The organism is Arsenicicoccus sp. UBA7492 (genome assembly GCF_002479615.1).
Classification (GTDB): Bacteria; Actinomycetota; Actinomycetes; order Actinomycetales; family Dermatophilaceae; genus Arsenicicoccus; species Arsenicicoccus bolidensis.
Window position 1 is genome coordinate 116451 of sequence record NZ_DLOE01000009.1, and the last position, 20714, is coordinate 137164.

General features: G+C 72.4%; 18 protein-coding genes. 17 read left to right on the plus strand and 1 reads right to left on the minus strand.

Going from position 1 to position 20714, the window contains the following annotated elements; all coding sequences use genetic code 11:
* Positions 1–162 precede the first annotated feature (162 nt).
* On the minus strand, positions 163–2655 hold the full coding sequence (locus B4E97_RS02700; RefSeq protein ID WP_286958624.1) for a phosphoketolase family protein: 2493 nt from the start codon (positions 2653–2655) through the stop codon (positions 163–165).
* A gap of 451 nt (positions 2656–3106) precedes the next feature.
* Here B4E97_RS02700 and infC point away from each other — a divergent pair, with 451 nt between their 5' ends.
* The 17 genes from infC (at position 3107) to tyrS (ending at position 20283) form a co-directional block, all read left to right on the plus strand.
* Positions 3107–3754: a translation initiation factor IF-3 gene (gene infC / locus B4E97_RS02705; RefSeq protein WP_286958638.1), complete on the plus strand. Its 648-nt coding sequence runs from the start codon at positions 3107–3109 to the stop codon at positions 3752–3754.
* A 65-nt stretch (positions 3755–3819) separates the two neighbouring features.
* Positions 3820–4014: a 50S ribosomal protein L35 gene (rpmI, locus tag B4E97_RS02710; RefSeq protein WP_019287233.1), complete on the plus strand. Its 195-nt coding sequence runs from the start codon at positions 3820–3822 to the stop codon at positions 4012–4014.
* A gap of 40 nt (positions 4015–4054) precedes the next feature.
* On the plus strand, positions 4055–4435 hold the full coding sequence (gene rplT / locus B4E97_RS02715; protein WP_019287234.1) for a 50S ribosomal protein L20: 381 nt from the start codon (positions 4055–4057) through the stop codon (positions 4433–4435).
* Positions 4436–4569: 134 nt separating this feature from the next.
* A complete protein-coding gene (locus B4E97_RS02720; RefSeq protein ID WP_286958625.1) occupies positions 4570–5382 on the plus strand; it encodes a TrmH family RNA methyltransferase in 813 nt (270 codons plus the stop codon).
* A 44-nt stretch (positions 5383–5426) separates the two neighbouring features.
* Entirely contained in the window at positions 5427–6557 is a 1131-nt protein-coding gene (locus B4E97_RS02725) for an ATP-binding protein (protein ID WP_239265826.1), read from the plus strand.
* Positions 6558–6739: 182 nt separating this feature from the next.
* A complete protein-coding gene (gene pheS / locus B4E97_RS02730) occupies positions 6740–7834 on the plus strand; it encodes a phenylalanine--tRNA ligase subunit alpha (RefSeq protein WP_286958626.1) in 1095 nt (364 codons plus the stop codon).
* Positions 7834–10401, plus strand: coding sequence for a phenylalanine--tRNA ligase subunit beta (gene pheT, locus B4E97_RS02735; RefSeq protein ID WP_286958627.1), 2568 nt, complete (start codon positions 7834–7836; stop codon positions 10399–10401). The genes pheS and pheT overlap by 1 nt, the downstream gene beginning before the upstream one ends.
* A gap of 1 nt (position 10402) precedes the next feature.
* Positions 10403–11200 carry an SDR family NAD(P)-dependent oxidoreductase gene (locus B4E97_RS02740; RefSeq protein ID WP_286958628.1) on the plus strand — a complete coding sequence of 266 codons (798 nt, stop codon included), beginning with the start codon at positions 10403–10405 and terminating at the stop codon, positions 11198–11200.
* A 114-nt stretch (positions 11201–11314) separates the two neighbouring features.
* Complete coding sequence (argC, locus tag B4E97_RS02745) at positions 11315–12382, plus strand: N-acetyl-gamma-glutamyl-phosphate reductase (RefSeq protein ID WP_286958629.1); 1068 nt, start codon at positions 11315–11317, stop codon at positions 12380–12382.
* A complete protein-coding gene (argJ, locus tag B4E97_RS02750) occupies positions 12379–13530 on the plus strand; it encodes a bifunctional glutamate N-acetyltransferase/amino-acid acetyltransferase ArgJ (RefSeq protein WP_286958630.1) in 1152 nt (383 codons plus the stop codon). The genes argC and argJ overlap by 4 nt, the downstream gene beginning before the upstream one ends.
* Entirely contained in the window at positions 13527–14513 is a 987-nt protein-coding gene (gene argB, locus B4E97_RS02755) for an acetylglutamate kinase (protein ID WP_414632779.1), read from the plus strand. The genes argJ and argB overlap by 4 nt, the downstream gene beginning before the upstream one ends.
* Entirely contained in the window at positions 14510–15715 is a 1206-nt protein-coding gene (locus tag B4E97_RS02760; RefSeq protein WP_286958631.1) for an acetylornithine transaminase, read from the plus strand. Before argB ends, B4E97_RS02760 begins: the two co-directional genes overlap by 4 nt.
* Complete coding sequence (argR, locus tag B4E97_RS02765) at positions 15712–16212, plus strand: arginine repressor (RefSeq protein ID WP_019287246.1); 501 nt, start codon at positions 15712–15714, stop codon at positions 16210–16212. The genes B4E97_RS02760 and argR overlap by 4 nt, the downstream gene beginning before the upstream one ends.
* 100 nt (positions 16213–16312) lie before the next feature.
* The gene (gene argH / locus B4E97_RS02770) at positions 16313–17743 is read left to right on the plus strand and encodes an argininosuccinate lyase (RefSeq protein ID WP_286958633.1); all 1431 of its coding nucleotides are present in this window, start codon (positions 16313–16315) and stop codon (positions 17741–17743) included.
* Positions 17743–18360 (plus strand): DNA-3-methyladenine glycosylase, encoded by a 618-nt coding sequence (locus tag B4E97_RS02775; protein WP_029211400.1) that lies wholly within the window; start codon positions 17743–17745, stop codon positions 18358–18360. The genes argH and B4E97_RS02775 overlap by 1 nt, the downstream gene beginning before the upstream one ends.
* Before the next feature lie 38 nt (positions 18361–18398).
* Positions 18399–18956, plus strand: a complete 558-nt coding sequence (locus tag B4E97_RS02780; protein ID WP_029211399.1) for a GNAT family N-acetyltransferase — start codon at positions 18399–18401, stop codon at positions 18954–18956.
* A 61-nt stretch (positions 18957–19017) separates the two neighbouring features.
* Positions 19018–20283 carry a tyrosine--tRNA ligase gene (gene tyrS / locus B4E97_RS02785; RefSeq protein ID WP_286958635.1) on the plus strand — a complete coding sequence of 422 codons (1266 nt, stop codon included), beginning with the start codon at positions 19018–19020 and terminating at the stop codon, positions 20281–20283.
* The last annotated feature ends 431 nt before the right edge of the window (positions 20284–20714 follow it).

Genomic DNA, 20714 nt, shown 5'->3' on the forward strand with positions numbered 1-20714 from the left:
ACCGCGTTCTACGTGTTCGCCGGGGTCGCGGTGTTCGGCGCCCTGGTCTGCGCCCTGGTCCCCAAGCACGACTGACCGCCCGTATGCCGAGGCGCCCGACCCCACGCGGGGTCGGGCGCCTCGCGCGCACGGGGTGCCTCGGGTCCGTCGCGACGACCGTCCTCAGGCCTCGACCGGCCGCCCGCTGACCTCCGAGCCCGGGTCCTGGGCCACCCAGTCGCGCACCTCGGGCATGTCCTGCAGGTGCTCGCGGATGTACTCCTCGTGCCGGTCCACCTGCGCCTCGCACCAGGCCTTGAGCTCGGCGGAGCCGCGCGGGTGCCGCTGGGAGTTGTTGAGCGCGTCCATCACGAGGTGGTATCGCGACGCCTGGTTGCGCACGACCATGTCGAACGGCGTGGTGGTCGTGCCCTGCTCGATGAACCCGCGCACGTGGAACCGGTCGGCGTCGTTGCGGCCGTGCACGAGCTGGTGGATGGCCCCCGGGTAGCCGTGGAAGCTGAAGACCACGTCCTGCCAGGTGGTGAACAGCTCCTCGAAGAACATGTCCGACATCCCGTTGGGGTGGTCCTTGCGCCGCGCCAGCGTCATGAGGTTGACGACGTTGACGACGCGCACCGACAGCTCGGGCAGCCGCTCGCGCAGGATCTGCGCGGCGGCGACCGTCTCCATGGTGACGACGTCGCCGGCGCAGGCGAGCACGACGTCCGGCTCCTCGCGCGAGTCGAGCTCGTTGCCCGCCCAGTCCCAGATCGAGGCGCCGCGCTCGCAGTGCTCCCGGGCCTCGTCGAGGGTGAGGTACTGCAGCTGCGGCTGCTTGTCCTGCACGATCAGGTTGACGTGCGACCGCGAGCGGAAGCAGTGGTCGGAGACGGCGAGCAGGGTGTTGGCGTCGGCGGGCAGATAGATCCGGGCGACGTCCCCGCGCATCTGCAGGACGTTCTGGATCAGGCCGGGACCCTGGTGGCTGAAGCCGTTGTGGTCGTTGCGCCACGCGGTCGAGCTCAGCAGGATGTTGAGGCTGGGGATGTCGGCCCGCCAGTCCAGGTGGTGCGCCTCCTCGAGCCACTTGCAGTGCTGGATCGTCTGCGAGGCGCTGACCATCGCGAACGCCTCGTAGGTCGCGAAGAGCCCGTGCCGCCCGGTGAGCGTGTAGCCCTCCAGCCACCCGTGGCAGTTGTGCTCGGACAGCACCTCCATCACGCGCCCGTCGGCCGAGAGCTTCACGTCGTCCTCGGTGACCCGCTCCATCGTCATCCGGTCCGAGACGTCGAAGACGGCGCCGATCCGGTTGCTGTTGGTCTCGTCGGGGCAGAACAGCCGGAACGTGCGGGGGTTGCGCTCGTAGAGCGCCTTCATCAGCTCGCCGAGGACCCGCGTCGACTCGTGCCGCACGACCGCGGGCGTGGGGACGTCGATCGCGAAGTCGCGCACGTCGGGCAGGTCCAGGTCCTGCGTGAGCAGGCCGCCGTTGGCGTGGGGGCTCGCGCTCATCCGCAGCAGCCCCGCGGGGTTGTTGCGCGTCACCAGCTCCGTGGGCGCCCCGGCCTCGTCGAAGAGCTCCTCGGGGCGATAGCTGCGCAGCCACTCCTCGAGCAGCTGCAGGTGGTCCGGGTCGTCCTTGACCCCGGACAGCGGCACCTGGTGGGCCCGCCAGGTGCCCTCGATCAGCGTGCCGTCGACCTCGTGCGGCCCGGTCCAGCCCTTGGGGGAGCGCAGGACGATCATGGGCCAGCGCGGCCTGGTCGTCGGCGGCTCTCCCGCGCGCGCCCGGTCCTGGATGTCCCTGATCAGCCCGTATGCCGTCGCCAACGTCTCGGCGAACCGCTGGTGCATGCCGGGGAGGTCGTCACCCTCGACCTCCAGGACCTCGTAGCCGTGCCCACGGAAGAGCTGCCGGACCTCCTCCGGGTCCTTGCGGGCGAGCACGGTCGGGCCGGCGATCTTGGCGCCGTTGAGGTGCAGGACCGGCAGCACGGCGCCGTCCCGGGCGGGGTTGAGGAAGGAGATGCCCTTCCACGAGCCCTCGAGCGGACCGGTCTCGGCCTCGCCGTCACCGACGACCGTCAGCGCCACCAGGTCCGGGTTGTCCATCACCGCGCCGAACGCGTGGATGAGGGCGTAGCCGAGCTCTCCACCCTCGTGGATCGAGCCCGGCGTCGTCACGGAGGCGTGCGAGGGGATGCCGCCGGGCGCGGAGAACTGCCGGAAGAACCGGCGCAGCCCGTCGACGTCCTGCGTGATGTCCGGGAAGGTTTCGGTGTACTCGCCCTCGAGGTAGGCCGCGCCCACGAGCGCGGGACCACCGTGGCCGGGGCCGGCGAGGTAGATCATCTGCTGGCCGGTGTGCCGCACGAGCCGGGACGCATGGGCGTAGACGAACGCGAGCCCGGGGGAGGTGCCCCAGTGACCGAGGAGCCGCGGCTTGATGTGCTCGGGGGAGAGCGGCTCCCGCAGCAGGGGATTGGCCTGGAGGTAGATCTGGCCCACCGTGAGGTAGTTGTCGGCCCGCCACCAGGCGTCGAGGGAGGCGAGCTCGGTCTCGTCCGGGTGGGCGAGCCGGTCGCGGACCTCGTCCGTCAGCGGGGCGGCGGGGGTGAGCTCGGGCCGTGGTGTCTGGGCCGGCTGTGCTTCGTGGGTCGGCTGGGTCGGCATCGTCTCTTCGTCCTCCTCGTATCGACTCCTCCCACCCTCCGTCCGCGCGCGGGAGGTGAGCAAGGCGAGAGGTCCGCCGACACGTGATGTTCACGTCCCCGGCCACCTCGGCAGCACGCACCGCGCTCGATTAGGGGCGGTGCGGCCCACCTGGTAGCCTTGATCCCTGACCGGTGGCACCCTCGTGGGTGCCACGTGCAAGAGAAGCCCCGCTTCCACCCGGGCAGCCGACCGATCGACGCCAGTCGAGCAGCAGGCAGCCGGGTCCCAGGTCCTGTCGCAGGTGCGGCAGTCGTCGAGGTGTCCTCGTCGACCGCCGAGGCGTCTCCCCACCAGGGTGGCGTCCTGCCCAGGTGCCTGTGCGGAATCCCAAGGCTCCTCGTGCTGGTCGCGAGGGGCCTTTCGGCATCTCCGGCCGCGGTCTCGGCACGGACGACTTAAGGAGCATCACATCAGCGAGCCTCGTATCAATGAGCGCATCCGGGTCCCCGAGGTGCGCTTGGTTGGACCCAACGGCGAGCAGGTCGGCATCGTCCGCGTGGAGGATGCCCTGCGCCTGGCAGCCGAGGCGGACCTCGACCTCGTCGAGGTGGCCCCCATGGCCAAGCCTCCGGTCGCCAAGCTCATGGACTTCGGCAAGTTCAAGTACGAAGCAGCGCAGAAGGCCCGTGAAGCCCGCAAGAACCAGGTCAACACGGTCATCAAGGAGATCAAGCTCCGTCCCAAGATCGACCCGCACGACTACGGCACCAAGAAGGGCCACGTCGTCCGGTTCCTCAACGGCGGTGACAAGGTCAAGGTGACCATCATGTTCCGCGGTCGCGAGCAGTCCAAGCCCGAGCTGGGCTTCCGGCTGCTGCAGCGCCTCGCCGAGGACGTGTCCGAGCTCGGCTTCGTCGAGTCCGCACCCAAGCAGGACGGCCGCAACATGGTCATGGTGCTGGGCCCGACCAAGAAGAAGGCGGACGCCAAGGCGGAGCAGCGCAAGCGCCGCGAGGACGCTACCCGCCACGACGACCAGCCGCACGACGCTCAGCCGGACGAGACCGAGGCTCAGTCGCCCGCGGCCGAGGTCGCAGAGGCCGCCCGTCCTGAGTGAGGCGCCTCGCCTCCACCCAGTCTTTTTTCCCCGCCCGCACAACGAGTTAGAGGAGATCGGCCACCATGCCGAAGAACAAGACGCACTCCGGTGCCAAGAAGCGGTTCCGCCTGACCGGCTCCGGCAAGGTCATGCGCGAGCGTGCGCACCACGTGCACAAGTTCGAGGAGCGCGCCAAGCGTCAGACGCGCCGCCTGGTGCCTGACGTCGTCGTCGCCAAGGCCGACGAGAAGAAGATCAAGCGTCTCCTGGGCAAGTGAGCCCCTTTCCCCTGTTCAGTCTTAGCTAAGGAGTACTCACGTGGCACGCGTGAAGCGGGCAGTCAACGCCCAGAAGAAGCGCCGGGTCGTCCTCGAGCGCGCGAGCGGTTACCGCGGTCAGCGGTCCCGTCTCTACCGCAAGGCCAAGGAGCAGGTGACCCACTCCCTCGGGTACGCCTACCGCGACCGCCGCGCCCGCAAGGGTGACTTCCGTCGCCTGTGGATCCAGCGCATCAACGCCGCGGCCCGCGCCAACGGCATGACCTACAACCGCTTCGTCCAGGGCCTCAAGGCCTCGGGCGTCGAGGTCGACCGTCGCATGCTGGCCGAGCTGGCCGTCAACGACGCCGCCGCCTTCGCGGCGCTCGTCGAGATCGCCAAGGCGAACGTCCCGGCCCAGGCCGCGACCGACGCCGCCTGATCCGAGCGATCAGCAGATCAGTCGGACCAGTCGGAACTCCGGATCGATCGGCTCGTATGCCGTCCACCGGCCCTGACGAGCACCGTTCCCGTGGGGGCGACCACAGCCGTGGTCGCCCCCACGGGCGTGCCGTGATGAGCAACGTGCGGTCCGAGCGGGTCCGTGCGGTGCGGGCGCTCGCGCGCCGCTCCGTGCGCGAGCGCGAGCAGGCCTTCCTGGCCGAGGGGCCGCAGGCGGTGCGCGAGGCGGTGGCCTTCCGCCCGGACGTCGTGCGCGACGTCTACGTCACGACCGCGGCCCTCGCGCGGCACGAGCCGATCCTCCAGGACGCGCGGGACGCAGGTCTGCCCGTCCACGAGGTCACCGACGAGGTCCTCGCCGCGACGGGGGACACCCAGGCCCCTCAAGGGATGGTGGCCGTGTGCCGTCACCTCGACGTCTCGCTGGAGTCCGTCCTGGCGCAAGGGCCCCGCCTGCTGTGCGTGCTCACGCACGTGCGTGACCCCGGCAACGCCGGCACGGTCCTGCGCGGCGCGGACGCCGTCGGCGCCGACGCGGTCATCGTGAGCGAGGCGAGCGTCGACGTCTACAACCCCAAGGTCGTGCGTTCCACGGTCGGCTCGCTGTTCCACCTGCCGGTCGTGACGGGGGTGGGCGTCGTGGAGGCCCTCGAGGCGGTGCGGGGGAGCGGCATACGACTGCTGGCCGCCGACGGGCACGGGGACCAGCTGCTCACCGACGAGACGGTGGAGCGGCGGCTCGCCCGGCCGCACGCGTGGGTGATGGGCAACGAGGCGTGGGGCATGCCACCCGAGACCCGGGCGCTGTGCGACGACGTGGTGCGCCTGCCCATCTATGGCCACGCCGAGTCGCTCAACCTGGCCATGGCTGCAACGGTTTGCCTGTACTCCTCGGCGCGGATGCTGCACCCAGGACGATCCGACTAGGCCGTTCGGGTGGAGGCTGGTCACCCCCTGACTATGGTTCTCCTATGACCACGGAGATCACGCGACTGGAGGATTCGCGCCCAGCGGAACCCCGGATCGGTGACTGCCGGTGCGGCTGCGACCTGGACGCGCTGCCCGACGGTGTCGTCGTGATCGACGCCGACTGCCGCGTGCAGTCGCTCAACACCCGTGCCGCCGGTCTCCTCGGTGCCGACGCCGAGACCCTGGCCGGCACCGACGCCCGGCAGGCCGTGCCGCTGCAGGACCTCGAGGGCCGCAGCTGGTGGACCTGCACCGATCCCTTCGGCGGGCTCCCGACCCGCACCCGCATCACCGAGACGCTGCTCGTCCTGCCCGGTGGTCACGAGGTATTCCTCACCGCGTCGCTGGTGCGCCACGTCCCGCGCGGCCCGGTGCAGCAGGTGATCATCACGCTGCGCGACGCCAAGGCGCGTCGACGGGCCGAGCAGAAGACCTCGGCGCTCATCTCCACCGTCGCGCACGAGCTGCGCTCCCCCCTGACCAGCGTCAAGGGCTTCACCTCGACCCTGCTGCGCCGCTGGGACCGCTTCAGCGACGACCAGAAGCGACTGATGCTGGAGACCATCGAGGCCGACACCGACCGGATCACCCGGCTGGTCGCCGAGCTGCTGGACGTGTCCCGCATCGACAGCGGGCGACTCGAGCTGCGCCGGCAACCGGTCGACCTGCCGCGGCTGCTCGACCGCCACGTCGACGGTCTCGTCGCGGCCGGTCATCCCCAGGACAGGTTCGCCATCCGGGTCCACGGGACGCTGCCCGAGGTGTGGGCGGACCCCGACCGGATCGAGCAGGTCATGGCCAACCTCGTCGAGAACGCCGTCCGCCACGGGGCGGGCACCGTCACCGTCGACCTGCAGCCTGGTGCCGAGGCAGGGGACGAGCCCGATGAGGAGCGCCCCGAGCTGGTCGTGGCGGTGTCCGACGAGGGCGACGGCATCCCGGAGGAGAACTACCCCATGGTGTTCACCCGGTTCTGGCACTCGACGCGACGCGGCGGCACGGGGCTCGGGCTCTACGTCGTGCGCGGCCTCGTCGAGGCGCACGGCGGACGGATCACCGTCGGCCGGGCGCCGTCCGGAGGGGCGCTGTTCCGCTTCACCCTGCCCGCCGGGGCACCTGAGCACGTCGTCTGAGCCCGTCGTCCGAGCCCGTCCGCCGAGCACGTCCTGCGAGCACGTCCTGCGAGCAGCCGCGACGACGCCCGGCGGCGGCCCACTAGGATGACGGACGTCGTCGCCCGGGCCGTGCCGGGGCCCGGCGACGGGCCCGCAGCGCACCGGCCGCCGCAGCCACCGACCCGATCCGAGTGAGAGCGATGTCTGGACCCAACACGCAGTACGACCCGGTGGAGGTCAGCGCCCTGGACCCCGCAGCCGTCGACGCCAACGTCGCCGACGCGCTGGCCGCGATCGAGGCCGCGACCGACCTGGAGGCGCTCAAGGCCGTCCGGCTCGCGCACGCGGGGGACCGGTCGCCGCTCGCCCTGGCCAACCGCGAGATCGGCGCCTTGCCGCCGTCGGCCAAGGCCGAGGCGGGCAAGCGCGTCGGCCAGGCGCGCGGGCGGGTGGGTGCCGCCCTCAAGGCGCGCCAGGACGTCCTGGAGGCCGAGCGGGACGAGCGCATGCTGGTCGACGAGCGGCTCGACATGACGGTCGTGGCGCCACGTCACCCGTTGGGCGCCCGGCACCCCGTCTCGCTCACGATCGAGCGGGTCCAGGACATCTTCACCGGCCTCGGGTGGGAGGTCGCCGAGGGGCCCGAGGTCGAGGCCGAGTGGTTCAACTTCGACGCCCTCAACTTCGCCCCTGACCACCCGGCCCGCGCCATGCAGGACACCTTCTTCGTCGAGCCCAGCGACGCGGGGCTCGTCCTGCGCACGCACACCTCCCCGGTGCAGATGCGGGCGATGCTGACCCGCGACCTGCCGCTGTTCATCGTGTGCCCGGGGAAGGTCTTCCGCACCGACGACCTCGACGCGACGCACACCCCCGTGTTCCACCAGGTCGAGGGCCTCGCCGTGGCCGAGGGCCTGACGATGGCGCACCTCAAGGGCACCCTCGACCGGTTCGCGGCCGAGCTCTTCGGACCGGCGGTGACGACCCGGCTGCGCCCGTCCTTCTTCCCCTTCACCGAGCCGAGCGCCGAGATGGACTTCCAGTGCCCGATCTGCCTGGGGCAGGACGAGCGCTGCCGGGTCTGCGGCGGCACGGGCTGGATCGAGTGGGGTGGCTGCGGCATGGTCAACCGCAACGTCCTGGCGGCGGCCGGGATCGACCCCGACCGCTACACCGGGTTCGCCTTCGGGATGGGCATCGAGCGCGCGGTCATGCTGCGCCACGGGGTGCCCGACATGTTCGACATCGTCGAGGGAGACGTCCGCTTCAGCACACAGTTCGGGATGGAGATCTGATGCGCGCACCCGTGTCATGGCTGCGAGAGCTCGTCGGCGAGGACGCCTTGCCGGCGACCACGACGGGCTCCGAGATCGCCGCCGCGCTGGTCAAGGTCGGCCTGGAGGAGGAGGGGCTGCACGGTGGCGACATCACCGGTCCCCTCGTCGTCGGTCGGGTCCTGGACTACACCGACGAGCCGCAGAAGAACGGCAAGACCATCCGCTGGTGCACCGTCGACGTCGGCGAGCACGGCCAGATGGTCACCGAGGGCAAGCACCAGGAGATCGTCTGCGGCGCGCACAACTTCGCCGTCGGCGACCTCGTCGTCGTCGTCCTGCCCGGCGCCACGCTGCCCGGAGGGTTCCGGATCAGCGCGCGCAAGACCTACGGCCACGTCTCCAACGGCATGATGTGCGCGGTCGACGAGCTGGGGCTCGGTGAGGACCACAGCGGGATCATCGTGCTGGGCGACCACCTGGCCGACGACCCCGAGCGGCTCGCCCGCGCCGTGCCCGGCGTCGACGCCATCGAGCTGCTCGGCCTGGGCGACGAGGTCGTCGAGGTCAACATCACCCCCGACCGCGGCTACGCCTTCAGCCTGCGCGGCATCGCCCGCGACCTGGCCCTGAGCCTCGGCGTGCCCTTCACCGACCCGGCCGCGGAGCCCTCGCGCACCGCCCCGGCGCCGGACGACCAGGGGTATGCCGTGCGCCTGCGCGACGACGCCCCGCTGCACGGGCGCGCCGGCTGCGACCGCTACGTCGCCCGCACGGTCCGCGGCGTCGACGTGCACGCGACGACGCCGTCGTGGATGGCGACCCGGCTGACCCAGCTCGGCATGCGCCCCATCTCGCTGACCGTGGACGTGACCAACTACGTCATGCTGCTGCTCGGCCAGCCCCTGCACGCCTTCGACCTCGACCGGCTCTCGGGCTCGATCGAGGTGCGCCGCGCCCGCGCCGGCGAGCGACTGACGACGCTCGACGGCGTGGAGCGGGTCCTCGACCCCGAGGACCTGCTGATCACCGACGGCGGCACCACGCCCCTGGTCATCGCGGGCGTCATGGGTGGCGAGGACTGCGAGGTCACCGACTCGACGACCGACGTGCTCGTGGAGGCGGCTCACTTCGACCCCGTCACCGTGGCCCGCTCGGCGCGGCGGCACCGGCTGCCGAGCGAGGCGGCCAAGCGCTTCGAGCGGGGGGTGGACCCCGCGCTGGCGGGCGCCGCGGCCGAGCTCGCCGTGCGCCTGCTCGTCGAGCTCGGGGGCGGCACGGCCGACGGGGGCGTCACCGACGTCGGCGAGATCACGCTCCCCGAGCCGTTCGGCTTCGACGTGACCCTGCCGACCCGGCTCGTGGGGCTGACCTTCGAGCGCGCCGAGGTCCTCCGGACGCTGGCCGAGATCGGCTGCGAGGTCGAGGAGCTCGACGGCGACGAGGTGCGGGTGACGCCGCCCAGCTGGCGGGCCGACCTGCGCACCGGGCCGGACCTCGTCGAGGAGGTGGCCCGGGTCCGCGGCTTCGCGCAGATCCCGTCGGTCCTGCCGCAGGCCCCCGGCGGTCACGGCCTGACCGCGGCGCAGCGTGCCCGGCGGCTGGTCACGTCGACGCTGGCGCAGCAGGGTCTGGTCGAGGTCCTCAGCAACCCCTTCGTGGCGGAGGGGCGCTTCGACGACCTGCGCTACGCCGCGGACGACGAGCGCCGCCGCACGGTGCGTCTCGCCAACCCGATCAACGACGAGCAGCCGCTCATGCGGACCTCGGTGCTGGACACCCTGCTCGACGTGCTGCGCCGCAACGTCTCGCGCGGCGCCCGCGACGTCTCCGTCTACGAGCTGGGGCTCGTGACCCGGTCGGACGGTCAGGGGCGACAGGCTCCGGTAGCCCCGCTCGGCACCCGTCCCGACGACGCGACGCTCGACCGGATCCGCGAGGCCGTCCCTGCACAGCCGTGGCACGCGGCCATCGCCCTCTGCGGCGACGCCACGCCCGCCGGGCCGTGGGGACCGGCCCGTCCCGTGCAGGCGTCCGACGCCGTGGCGGTGGCGCTCGGCGTCGCGACCGCCCTCGGGGTGACCCTGCGCGTCGAGCAGGACGACGTCGCGCCCTGGCACCCCGGCCGGTGCGCGCGCCTGGTGCTGGCGGACGGCACCACCGTCGGCCACGCCGGGGAGCTGCACCCCAAGGTCGTGGCCGCCCTGGAGCTTCCCGAGCGCACCTGCGCCGCCGAGCTCGACCTCGACGTGCTCGTTGGGGCGGCGACCGGTCACGTGGCCGAGGCCCGCAAGCTGTCGACCTACCCCGTCGCGCACAGCGACGTGGCGCTCGTGGTCGAGGAGTCCGTGCCGGCAGCGCGCGTCGAGCAGGCGCTGCGCGAGGGCGCGGGTGACGAGCTCGAGTCGGTCGCGCTGTTCGACGTCTTCCGGTCCGACCAGCTGGGTCCCGGGCGCCGGTCGTTGGCCTACCGCCTGACCTTCCGCGCACCCGACCGCACGCTCACGACCGCCGAGGTCAGCGGGCTGCGCGACCAGGCCACCGCCGCGGCGGCCGCGGCGACCGGCGCCACCCAGCGTGGAGCCTGACGTGCGGCCGGTCGTCGTCGTGACGGGAGGGTCCCGCGGCATCGGGGCCCACCTGTCCCGCGGCTTCGCCGAGGCCGGGTATGCCGTCGAGCTCACCTCGCGTGACGGCGAGGGCGCGCGTCGGCTGGCCGACGAGCTGTCCCGCCAGGGGCTGGACGCCGTCGGGAGCGCCCTCGACGTCGCCGAGCCCGACCTCGTGCAGGTGTTCGTCGAGCAGCTCCTGCAACGGCACGCGCAGGTCGACGTGCTGGTCAACAACGCCGGCGTGATCGAGCCCCCGGCTCCCCTCTGGGAGGCGGAGGTCGACGCGTGGTGGGGCGTGCAGCGCGCCAACGTCCTGGGCCCCTTCCTCATGAGCAGGGCCGTCGTCCCGCACATGCTGGCCGGGGGCGGCGGGCGCGTCATCAACCTCAACAGCGGCTCGGGGACCCGTGCGGACGATCTCCAGAGCGCCTACCACGCCTCCAAGACTGCGCTCGCCCGCATCACCGGTGGCCTGCACCTGGCCGGTTCCGAGCGGGGCATCCGCGCCTTCGACCTCGCGCCGGGGGTGGTCCGGACCGACATGACCGAGGCCATGCCCCAGCACCGGGGCCGCACCGAGTGGACCGAGCCCGCCGACGTGGTGACGTTGGCGCTCGCCCTCGCCTCGGGCGAGCTCGACGCCTGGTCCGGCCGCATGGTCCGCGCGGGCACCGACACCGTCGAGTCGCTCCGCTCCGCGGCCGCGGCGGGTCTGTCCGAGCAGGCCCGCACGATCGGCCTGCTGCCCTACGGCGAGGACGACCCGCTCGCCTGACCGTGGCGTCTCCGAGCCCCGCCCGAGATCCTGCTGGGCCTGCTCCTGCTCCTGCTCCTGCCCGGCCGCCGGAGCACGCATGCATGAACACCCCGATTCGCGTATGATCATGCAATGCTGTCCGTAGCCGTCGCCGGAGCGAGCGGGTATGCCGGGGGCGAGCTGCTCCGGCTGCTCCTCGGCCATCCAGAGCTCGACATCGGTGCCGTGTGCGCCGCGTCCCAGGCCGGGTCCCTGCTGGGCACGGTCCACCCGCACCTCACCCCCCTCGCGGGGCGTCGCCTCGAGCCGACCGACCCCGAGCTCCTCGCCCGCCACGACGTCGTCTGCCTCGCCCTGCCGCACGGCGCCTCGGCCGAGCTCGCCGACGCCCTGCCCGAGAGCACGCTCGTCGTCGACTGCGGCGCGGACTTCCGCCTCGAGGACCCCGAGGCGTGGCGGGACTTCTACGGCTCCGACCACGCCGGGACCTGGCCCTACGGCCTGCCCGAGCTGCCCCTCGGCGGGCTCGACCAGCCACGCCAGCGCGAGGCGCTAAGGACCGCGCGCCGCGTGGCCGTCCCCGGCTGCTACCCGACGGCGACGACGCTGGCCCTGGCACCGGGGTTCGCGGCCGGGCTCCTGGAGGGGGACGACGTGGTCGTCGTGGCGGCCAGCGGCACCAGCGGCGCAGGCAAGGGCCTCAAGCCGCACCTGCTCGGCGCCGAGGCCATGGGCGCCATGTCGCCCTACGGCGTCGGCGGCAGCCACCGGCACACCCCCGAGATCGAGCAGAACCTCTCCCGGGCCCGGGGAGCGTCACCGGGCCGGGGTGCCGGAGTGACCGTGTCCTTCACGCCCACCCTCGCGCCCATGCCCCGCGGCATCCTCGCCACGTGCACCGCGCGAGTCCGTCCGGGCACGACCGCCGCCCAGGTGCGCGATGCCTGGGAGCGCTGCTACGCCGACGAGCCGTTCGTGCACGTGCTGCCCGAGGGGCAGTGGCCGCGGACCAGCGACGTGCTGGGCAGCAACCAGGTCCACGTCCAGGTCGTCCTCGACGAGCGGGTGGGCCGCGTCGTGGCCGTCGCGGCGGAGGACAACCTGACCAAGGGCACGGCCGGCGCCGCCGTCCAGTGCACCAACCTCGCGCTCGGGCTCCAGGAGGGCCTGGGCCTGCCGACCGCAGGAGTCGCCCCGTGAGCGTCACCGCAGCCCAGGGCTTCCGCGCCGCCGGGGTCACCGCCGGACTCAAGGCCAGCGGCCGGCCAGACGTGGCCCTCGTCGTCAACGACGGACCGCAGCACGCCGCCGCCGCGGTCTTCACGAGCAACCGCGTGGAGGCCGCCCCGGTCACCTGGAGCCGGCAGGTCCTGGCCGACCACCGGGTCGACGCCGTGGTGCTCAACTCCGGCGGGGCCAACGCCTGCACCGGCCCCGAGGGCTTCCTCGACACCCACCGCACGGCCGAGCAGGTCGCCGACCGGCTCGGCCTCAGCTCCGGTGACGTCGTCGTCTGCTCCACCGGCCTCATCGGCGAGCGCCTCCCCATGGACCGGCTGGCCGCGGGGATCGACGACGCCGCGGGCCGGCTCGGCGCCGACGGGGGAGCCGACGCGGCCGAGGCGATCATGACCACCGACACCCGCAGCAAGCAGGCGTCCGTCTCCCGGGACGGCTGGACGGTCGGCGGCATGGCCAAGGGCGCCGGCATGCTGGCACCGGCGCTCGCCACGATGCTCGTCGTCCTCGCCACGGACGCGGCGGTCGAGCCGGAGCTGCTCGACCGGGCGCTGCGGGCGGCCACGGCACGGTCCTTCGACCGGATCGACTCCGACGGTTGCCAGTCGACCAACGACACCGTCGTCCTCCTGGCGAGCGGCGCGAGCGGCGTCACGCCCGGCGAGGACGAGCTCACCGGAGCCCTCACCCAGGTCTGCCAGGACCTCGCCCGACAGCTGATCGGCGATGCCGAGGGCGCGCACCACGACATCCGGATCGAGGTCGTGCACGCAGCCGACGAGGACGACGCCCTCGAGGTCGGGCGCTCCATCGCCCGCAACAACCTGTTCAAGTGCGCGGTCTTCGGCAACGACCCCAACTGGGGCCGTGTCCTCGCCGCCGTCGGCACCACCCGGGCGACGTTCGACCCCTACCTCCTCGACGTGGCGATCAACGGGGTCCAGGTCTGCCGCGCCATGGGGGTGGGGGAGCCGCGCGAGCTCGTCGACCTCGACCCGCGCGCGGTGCACGTCCTCGTCGACCTGCACGCCGGCGACGCGGAGGCCACGATCTGGACCAACGACCTGACCCACGACTACGTCCACGAGAACTCGGCCTACAGCACATGACGACCCGACCTGCCGCCCGCACCCCGCGCCTGCACGAGTCCCACCCGCGGACGCTCGCCAAGGCCTCCGTCCTCGTCGAGGCCCTGCCCTGGATGGAGCGCTTCCGCGGCGCGCTCGTCGTCGTCAAGTACGGCGGCAACGCCATGATCGACGACGAGCTCAAGGCCGCGTTCGCCCAGGACGTCGCCTTCCTCCGCTACGCCGGCCTGCGCCCCGTCGTGGTCCACGGCGGCGGCCCCCAGATCGCGGCCATGCTCGACCGGCTCGGTCTGACCAGCGAGTTCCGGGGCGGTTTGCGCGTCACGACCCCCGAGGTCATGGACGTCGTGCGGATGGTGCTGACGGGCCAGGTCGGGCGAGAGCTCGTCGGCCTGCTCAACCAGCACGGACCCCTGGCGGTGGGCCTGTCCGGCGAGGACGCCCACCTGTTCGGGGCTCGGCGCCGCGGCACCGTCGTCGACGGACAGGACGTCGACCTGGGCCTCGTCGGCGACGTCGAGGTCGTCAATCCCGCTGCGGTGCAAGACATCCTGGATGCCGGGCGGATCCCGGTCGTCTCGACCGTCGCCCCCGACCTGGACGTCGAGGGGCAGGTCCTCAACGTCAACGCCGACACCGCCGCGGGGGCGCTGGCCGCCGCGCTCGGGGCCACCAAGCTCGTCGTCCTCACCGACGTCGAGGGCGTCTACCTCGACTACCCGGACCCCGCGTCGATCGTGTCGCGGATGGGCGTGGACGAGGCCGCCGAGCTGGCGACGCAGGTCGACGCCGGCATGATCCCCAAGCTCGAGGCCTGCGTCGCGGCCGTGCGCGGAGGCGTCCCCCAGGCCCACATGATCGACGGCCGCGTGGCGCACTCACTGCTGCTGGAGGTCTTCACCAGCGAGGGGGTCGGCACGATGATCACCGCCGGTGACCCCGGTGACCCCGGTGACCCTGACGGCACCGACCCAGCCGACCATCCGACCGAGGAGACCGTATGACGACCGGCGCCACCACCCTCGACCGCTCCCAGGAGGTCCTGCTCGGCGTCTTCGGGCGACCGCGACTGACCCTGGTCCGCGGCGAGGGCTGCTACGTCTACGACGCCGACGGCGGCCGGCACCTCGACCTGCTGGGGGGCATCGCGGTCAACAGCCTCGGGCACGGCCACCCGGCCCTGGTCGAGGCCATCAGCCGCGCGGTCCGCGAGCTCGTCCACGTCTCCAATTTCTTCGTCACCCCCGATCAGGTGCGCCTCGGCGAGCGGCTCCTGGAGCTGTCGGACGCCCCGTCCGGGTCGCGGGTGTTCTTGTGCAACAGCGGGACCGAGGCCGTCGAGGCGGTCGTCAAGCTGTCCCGCCGGACCGGCCGCACGCGCATCGTCGCCGCCGAGGGAGGCTTCCACGGGCGCACCACCGGTGCGCTGGCCCTCACCCACAAGGAGGCCTACCGCGCGCCCTTCGAGCCGCTGATCGGGGACGTCACGTTCGTGCCGTACAACGATGTCGAGGCCCTGCGCGCGGCGGTCGACGAGACGGTGGCCGCGGTCGTGCTCGAGCCGATCCAGGGGGAGGCCGGCGTCATACCGGCCTCGACCGACTATCTGCGGGCCGCCCGCGAGGTGACCACCGCCGCCGGTGCGCTGCTGGTCCTGGACGAGATCCAGTCCGGGGTGGGTCGCTCCGGGCTCTGGTTCGCGCACCAGGCCCACGGCGTCCGGCCGGACGTGATGACCCTGGCCAAGGGTCTCGCCGGCGGCGTGCCGATCGGGGCCGTCGTCACCTTCGGCGACGAGGTGAGCGGCCTGCTGGGCGCCGGCCAGCACGGCACGACCTTCGGCGGCAACCCGCTGGCCTGCGCCGCCGCCCTCGCGGTCCTCGACACCATCGAGCGGGACGGTCTGCTCGAGCAGGTCAAGGCCACCGGCGAGCACCTCGTCGAGGCCGTGGAGGGGCTCGGCCACCCGCTGGTCCGCGAGGTCCGCGGGGCCGGCCTGCTGCGCGCGATCGCCCTCACGCGGGACGTGTCCGCCCAGGTCACCGCGGACCTCGAGGCCCGAGGGCCTATCGTCAACCCTGTACGCCCGGACACCATCCGGCTCGCGCCGCCCCTCGTGCTCACCACGGACGAGGTCGACGAGTTCGTCGCGGACCTGTCCGTCGTGCTGGACGGGATCGTCGCTTCCGAGGGAGGAACTCCATGATCGCCCAGACCCGCGGGGCCCGGCACCAGCTGATCGCCGACATCCTCGCCCGCACCACGGTGCGCTCGCAGAACGAGCTGCTCGAGCTCCTGGCGGCCGAGGGCGTGGAGATCACGCAGGCCACGCTCTCCCGCGACCTCGTCGACCTCGGTGCCGTCAAGGTCCGCCAGGGCCGCACGCTCGTCTACGCCCTGCCCGGGCTCGGCGGCGACCAGACCCCCCGCATCGCACCCGACATGGCCGAGGTGTCCGGGCGGCTGCGCAAGGTGTGCGAGGAGCTCCTCGTCTCCGCCCGCGCGTCCGCCAACCTCGTCATCGTGCGCACCCCGCCGGGAGCGGCCAGCTTCCTCGCCTCGGCGATCGACATGGCCCGCGAGGGCGACATCGTCGGCACCATCGCCGGCGACGACACCATCCTGGTGATCACCGCGGCGCCCGACGGCGGCGAGGCCGTGGCGGGCAAGCTGCTCGGCCTCGCCGGCGTCAACGACGACTGACCCGACGCGCCACGCCGTCCACCTCATCCGGTCGACCTCACCCCGACAACACCCCGCCATCACCTCAGATCACCTCACATCACCTCCCGAGAGGACCCGCATGACCTCCGAGCGCACCAGCCTGTGGGGCGGTCGCTTCGCCGGTGGACCGGCCGACGCCCTCGCCGCCCTGTCCAAGTCGACGCACTTCGACTGGCGGCTCGCGCCCTACGACATCGCCGGGTCGCGCGCCCACGCCCGCGTCCTGCACCGCGCGGGCCTGCTCGACGACGCCACGCTCGACGCGATGCTCGAGGCCCTGGGCCGGCTGCGGGACGACGTGGAGTCCGGGGCGTTCACGCCGGCGCAGGACGACGAGGACGTCCACACGGCGCTCGAGCGGGGGCTCATCGAGCGAGCCGGCACCGACGTCGGCGGACGGCTGCGGGCCGGTCGCTCGCGCAACGACCAGGTCGCGACGCTGTTCCGGATGTACCTGCGCGACCACGCGCGCTCCGTGGCCGGCCTCGTCCTCGACGTCGTCAACGCCCTCGTCGCCCAGGCCGAGGCGCACGCCACCACCGCCATGCCCGGTCGCACGCACCTGCAGCACGCCCAGCCCGTGCTGCTGGCCCACCACCTGCTCGCCCACGCCTGGGCCCTGCTGCGCGACGTCGAGCGGTTCGTCGACTGGGACGCCCGGACCGCGGTCTCGCCCTACGGCGCCGGCGCCCTGGCCGGGTCCTCCCTCGGCCTGGACCCCGAGGCCGTCGCCGCCGACCTGGGCTTCGCGACCAGCGTGGAGAACTCCATCGACGGCACGGCGTCGCGCGACTTCGTCGCCGAGTTCGCCTTCGTCTGCGCCATGACGGCCGTCGACGTGTCCCGGCTGGCCGAGGAGGTCGTGCTCTGGGCGACCAAGGAGTTCAGCTTCGTCACGCTCGACGACGCCTACTCCACCGGGTCGAGCATCATGCCGCAGAAGAAGAACCCCGACGTCGCCGAGCTCGCGCGGGGCAAGGCCGGCCGGCTGGTGGGGGACCTGGCCGGCCTGCTGACCACGCTCAAGAGCCTGCCGCTCGCCTACAACCGCGACCTGCAGGAGGACAAGGAGCCGGTCTTCGACGCCGTCGACACCCTCGAGGTGCTGCTCCCGGCCTTCAGCGGCATGGTCGCGACCCTGACCTTCCACGACGACCGCCTGGAGTCCCTCGCGCCCCAGGGCTTCTCGCTCGCCACCGACGTCGCCGAGTGGCTGGTGCGCGAGGGCGTGCCGTTCCGCGTCGCCCACGAGGTGGCCGGCGCCTGCGTCCGCGCGTGCGAGGAGCGCGGCATCGAGCTGTGGGACCTCGACGACGACGACCTGCGCGGCATCTCGGAGCACCTGACGCCCGACGTCCGCTCGGTCCTGTCGGTCGAGGGGTCCCTGGCGTCCCGCTCCGCCAAGGGCGGGACCGCCCCGGCGCGGGTCACCGAGCAGCGCGGCCGCGTGGCCGAGCAGGCCCGGCGGCTGCGGGAGTTCGCGGGATCCGCCCTGGACGTCCGCGCCTGATGCTGACGCGCGCGTTCTTCGCGCGGCCGGTCCTCGAGGTCGCCCCCGACCTGCTCGGGTGCGTCCTGTGGCACGGCCCGGTCGGTCTGCGGCTCACCGAGGTCGAGGCGTATGCCGGTCAGCGGGACCCCGGTTCGCACGCCTTCCGTGGTCCGACGCCGCGCACCCGCGTCATGTTCGGCGAGGCGGGCCACCTCTACGTCTACCTGTCCTACGGCATGCACCACGCGGTCAACGTCGTGTGCGGGCCCACGGGCGAGGCGTCGGCCGTGCTGCTGCGTGCCGGGGAGGTCGTCGCCGGTCACGAGCAGGTGACCGAGCGACGCCCCGGCATACGGCCCCGCGACCTGGCCCGTGGGCCGGGGCGACTGACCAAGGCCCTCGGCCTGGACCTCGGCCACCACGGGCTGGACCTGCTGGACCCCGCCGCGCCGGTCCGTCTGGCGCCGGGCACACTGGGTGCTGACGCGGGCTTGATCCGCACCGGCCCCCGGGTCGGTGTGTCGGGCCCGGGCGGAGACGGCGACACGTACCCCTGGCGCTACTGGCTGGCGGACGAGCCTACCGTCTCGGCGTATCGTCCAGCCGTGGTGCGGCGCCGTCTGCCGCGCCACTGATCGACGGCGGGCCTCGCCCCAGGCAGGAGCACGACAGCGTGAGCAAGGACCAACGACGGACCGGGCAGGTCAGCGCGTCCGTCCGCACGGAGCGGCTGGCGCTACGACCTTTCGACCAGGACGACTTCAAGGCCGTGCGGAGCTACCTCGGCGACCCGCAGGTGATGCGCTACGTCGACGATCCCTACTCCGACAAGCAGGTCAAGCGCTTCCTGTCGCGCTGGGTGGGCGACGACCCGCCGGTGCTGGCGCTGGTCCGTCGCGACAAGGACAAGGTCGTCGGGCACGTCGTCTTCCACCGCTACGAGCACCCCGACGTCTACGAGATCTCGTGGGTCCTGCACCCCAAGTACCACCGCCGGGGCTACGCCACCGAGGTGGGGCGGGCGCTGCTCGACCACGCGTTCCGCGGCCTGGGTGCGCACCGGGTGTTCGCCACCACCATCGAGGGCAACGACGCCGCCTGTCGGCTGATGGCCCGGCTCGGCATGACCCGCGAGGCCGCGCTCCGCAAGTCGACGCAGCACGACGGACGCTGGCTCGACGAGTACTACTACTCGGTGCTCGACACCGACTACGCCGACCGGCAGGGATAGGGCAGGCTAGTCACGGCCCGCCCGACGGCGGCGGGGACCTCGACGCAAGGAGTGATGCACCGTGACCGACATCCTCGACGAGCTGCAGTGGCGCGGCCTGGTGGCACAGTCCACCGACGAGGCCGAGCTGCGCCAGGCCCTCGAGGACGGACCGCTCACGGTGTATTGCGGCTTCGACCCGACCGCGCCCTCCCTGCACTTCGGCAACCTCGTGCAGCTGATCGCCCTGCGGCACCTGCAGCGGGCTGGTCACCGGGTGATTGGTCTGGTGGGTGGGTCGACGGGGCTGGTGGGTGACCCACGCCCGTCGAGCGAGCGCGTGCTCAAGACCAAGGAGCAGACGGCCGCGGACGTGGAGCGGATCGCGGTGCAGGTACGGGCGATCCTGTCGGCCGACACGGACAACCCGCCGATCTTCGTCAACAACCTGGACTGGACCGCGCCCATCTCGGCCCTGGACTTCCTGCGCGACTACGGCAAGCACTTCCGGGTCAACCAGATGCTCAAGAAGGACGCCGTCGCGGCGCGGCTCGGCTCCGACCAGGGCATCTCCTACACGGAGTTCAGCTACCAGATCCTGCAGGCGCTGGACTACCTCGAGCTCTACCGGCAGTACGGCTGCACCCTGCAGACCGGCGGCCAGGACCAGTGGGGCAACCTCACGGCCGGCGTGGACCTCATCGGTCGCGTCGAGGGGGTGTCGGTGCACGTGCTCACCACGCCGCTCCTGACCGACTCGTCGGGGGAGAAGTTCGGCAAGTCCGCGGGCAACGCCGTGTGGCTGGACCCGCGGATGACCTCGCCCTACGCCTTCTACCAGTACTGGATCAACGTCGAGGACGCCTCGGTGGTGAAGCTGCTCAAGGTCTTCACCGACCGCACGCGCGACGAGATCGCCGAGCTGGAGCGTCAGGTCGCCGAGGAGCCTTTCCGGCGCACGGCTCAGCGGACGCTGGCGGCCGACGTGACCACGCTGGTGCACGGGCCCGAGGCGACCGCGGCGGTGCAGGCCGCGTCCGAGGCGCTCTTCGGCAAGGGCGACATCGCGGCCCTGGACCGGCAGACCCTGCTGGACGCGACGGCGGAGCTGCCCGGGGGAGAGCTGTCGCCCGGGGACACCCTGGTCGACGCGCTGGTGTCGGTGGGTCTGGTGGCGTCCCGCAACGAGGCTCGCCGGGCGCTGAAGGACGGCGGCGCCTCGGTCAACAACGCCAAGGTGTCCGACCCCGAGGCCGTGCTGGGGGAGCAGGACTTCCTCCACGGCCGGGTGGTCCTGCTCAAGCGGGGGCGCAAGTCCATGGCTGCTGGTCGTATGTCGGGGGCCTGACCCGCGAGCATGCCGGCCCGACGGCCCCGGTCACCGCCCCCAGTCACATCCCCCAGGGCGGCTGGCCGGGGCCATCGGCGTCCTGACCAGCGGATTTGTCTCCCCGGACACCTTCACGTAATGTTCTCGATGTCGCCCGGACAGGGAGGAACGGACACCACTGCTAGCAGGGAAACCTCGCAGCGAAGTAGGCCGGTCCCGCGGATGACAACCTCTACCGAGAAGGTATTTCGGTATGACCTGATGAGCGGAAACGCTCGATTAGGAAGCGGGAGAAACACCTGCTACAGTAGAGGAACCGAACACGCCAAGCGCGCTCCGCAGGTCATTGATCTGGTCCGAGAAGCCCAAGATGTGTTTCGGAAACTGACAGCCTCGACACGAAGGCCCACGCACGTGGACCGGGATGTCGTGAGCGTCCGATGTTTGAG

Bases quoted from the DNA above. Each gene is read 5' to 3' on its own strand.
- B4E97_RS02720 (WP_286958625.1), top strand. From the start codon at position 4,570: ATGAGCAACGTGCGGTCCGAGCGGGTCCGTGCGGTGCGGGCGCTCGCG.
- rpmI (WP_019287233.1), top strand. From the start codon at position 3,820: ATGCCGAAGAACAAGACGCACTCCGGTGCCAAGAAGCGGTTCCGCCTG.
- B4E97_RS02760 (WP_286958631.1), top strand. From the start codon at position 14,510: ATGACGACCGGCGCCACCACCCTCGACCGCTCCCAGGAGGTCCTGCTC.
- argB (WP_414632779.1), top strand. From the start codon at position 13,527: ATGACGACCCGACCTGCCGCCCGCACCCCGCGCCTGCACGAGTCCCAC.
- B4E97_RS02775 (WP_029211400.1), top strand. From the start codon at position 17,743: ATGCTGACGCGCGCGTTCTTCGCGCGGCCGGTCCTCGAGGTCGCCCCC.
- pheT (WP_286958627.1), top strand. From the start codon at position 7,834: ATGCGCGCACCCGTGTCATGGCTGCGAGAGCTCGTCGGCGAGGACGCC.
- argH (WP_286958633.1), top strand. From the start codon at position 16,313: ATGACCTCCGAGCGCACCAGCCTGTGGGGCGGTCGCTTCGCCGGTGGA.
- argR (WP_019287246.1), top strand. From the start codon at position 15,712: ATGATCGCCCAGACCCGCGGGGCCCGGCACCAGCTGATCGCCGACATC.
- pheS (WP_286958626.1), top strand. From the start codon at position 6,740: ATGTCTGGACCCAACACGCAGTACGACCCGGTGGAGGTCAGCGCCCTG.
- B4E97_RS02700 (WP_286958624.1), bottom strand. From the start codon at position 2,655: ATGCCGACCCAGCCGACCCACGAAGCACAGCCGGCCCAGACACCACGG.
- B4E97_RS02725 (WP_239265826.1), top strand. From the start codon at position 5,427: ATGACCACGGAGATCACGCGACTGGAGGATTCGCGCCCAGCGGAACCC.
- argC (WP_286958629.1), top strand. From the start codon at position 11,315: ATGCTGTCCGTAGCCGTCGCCGGAGCGAGCGGGTATGCCGGGGGCGAG.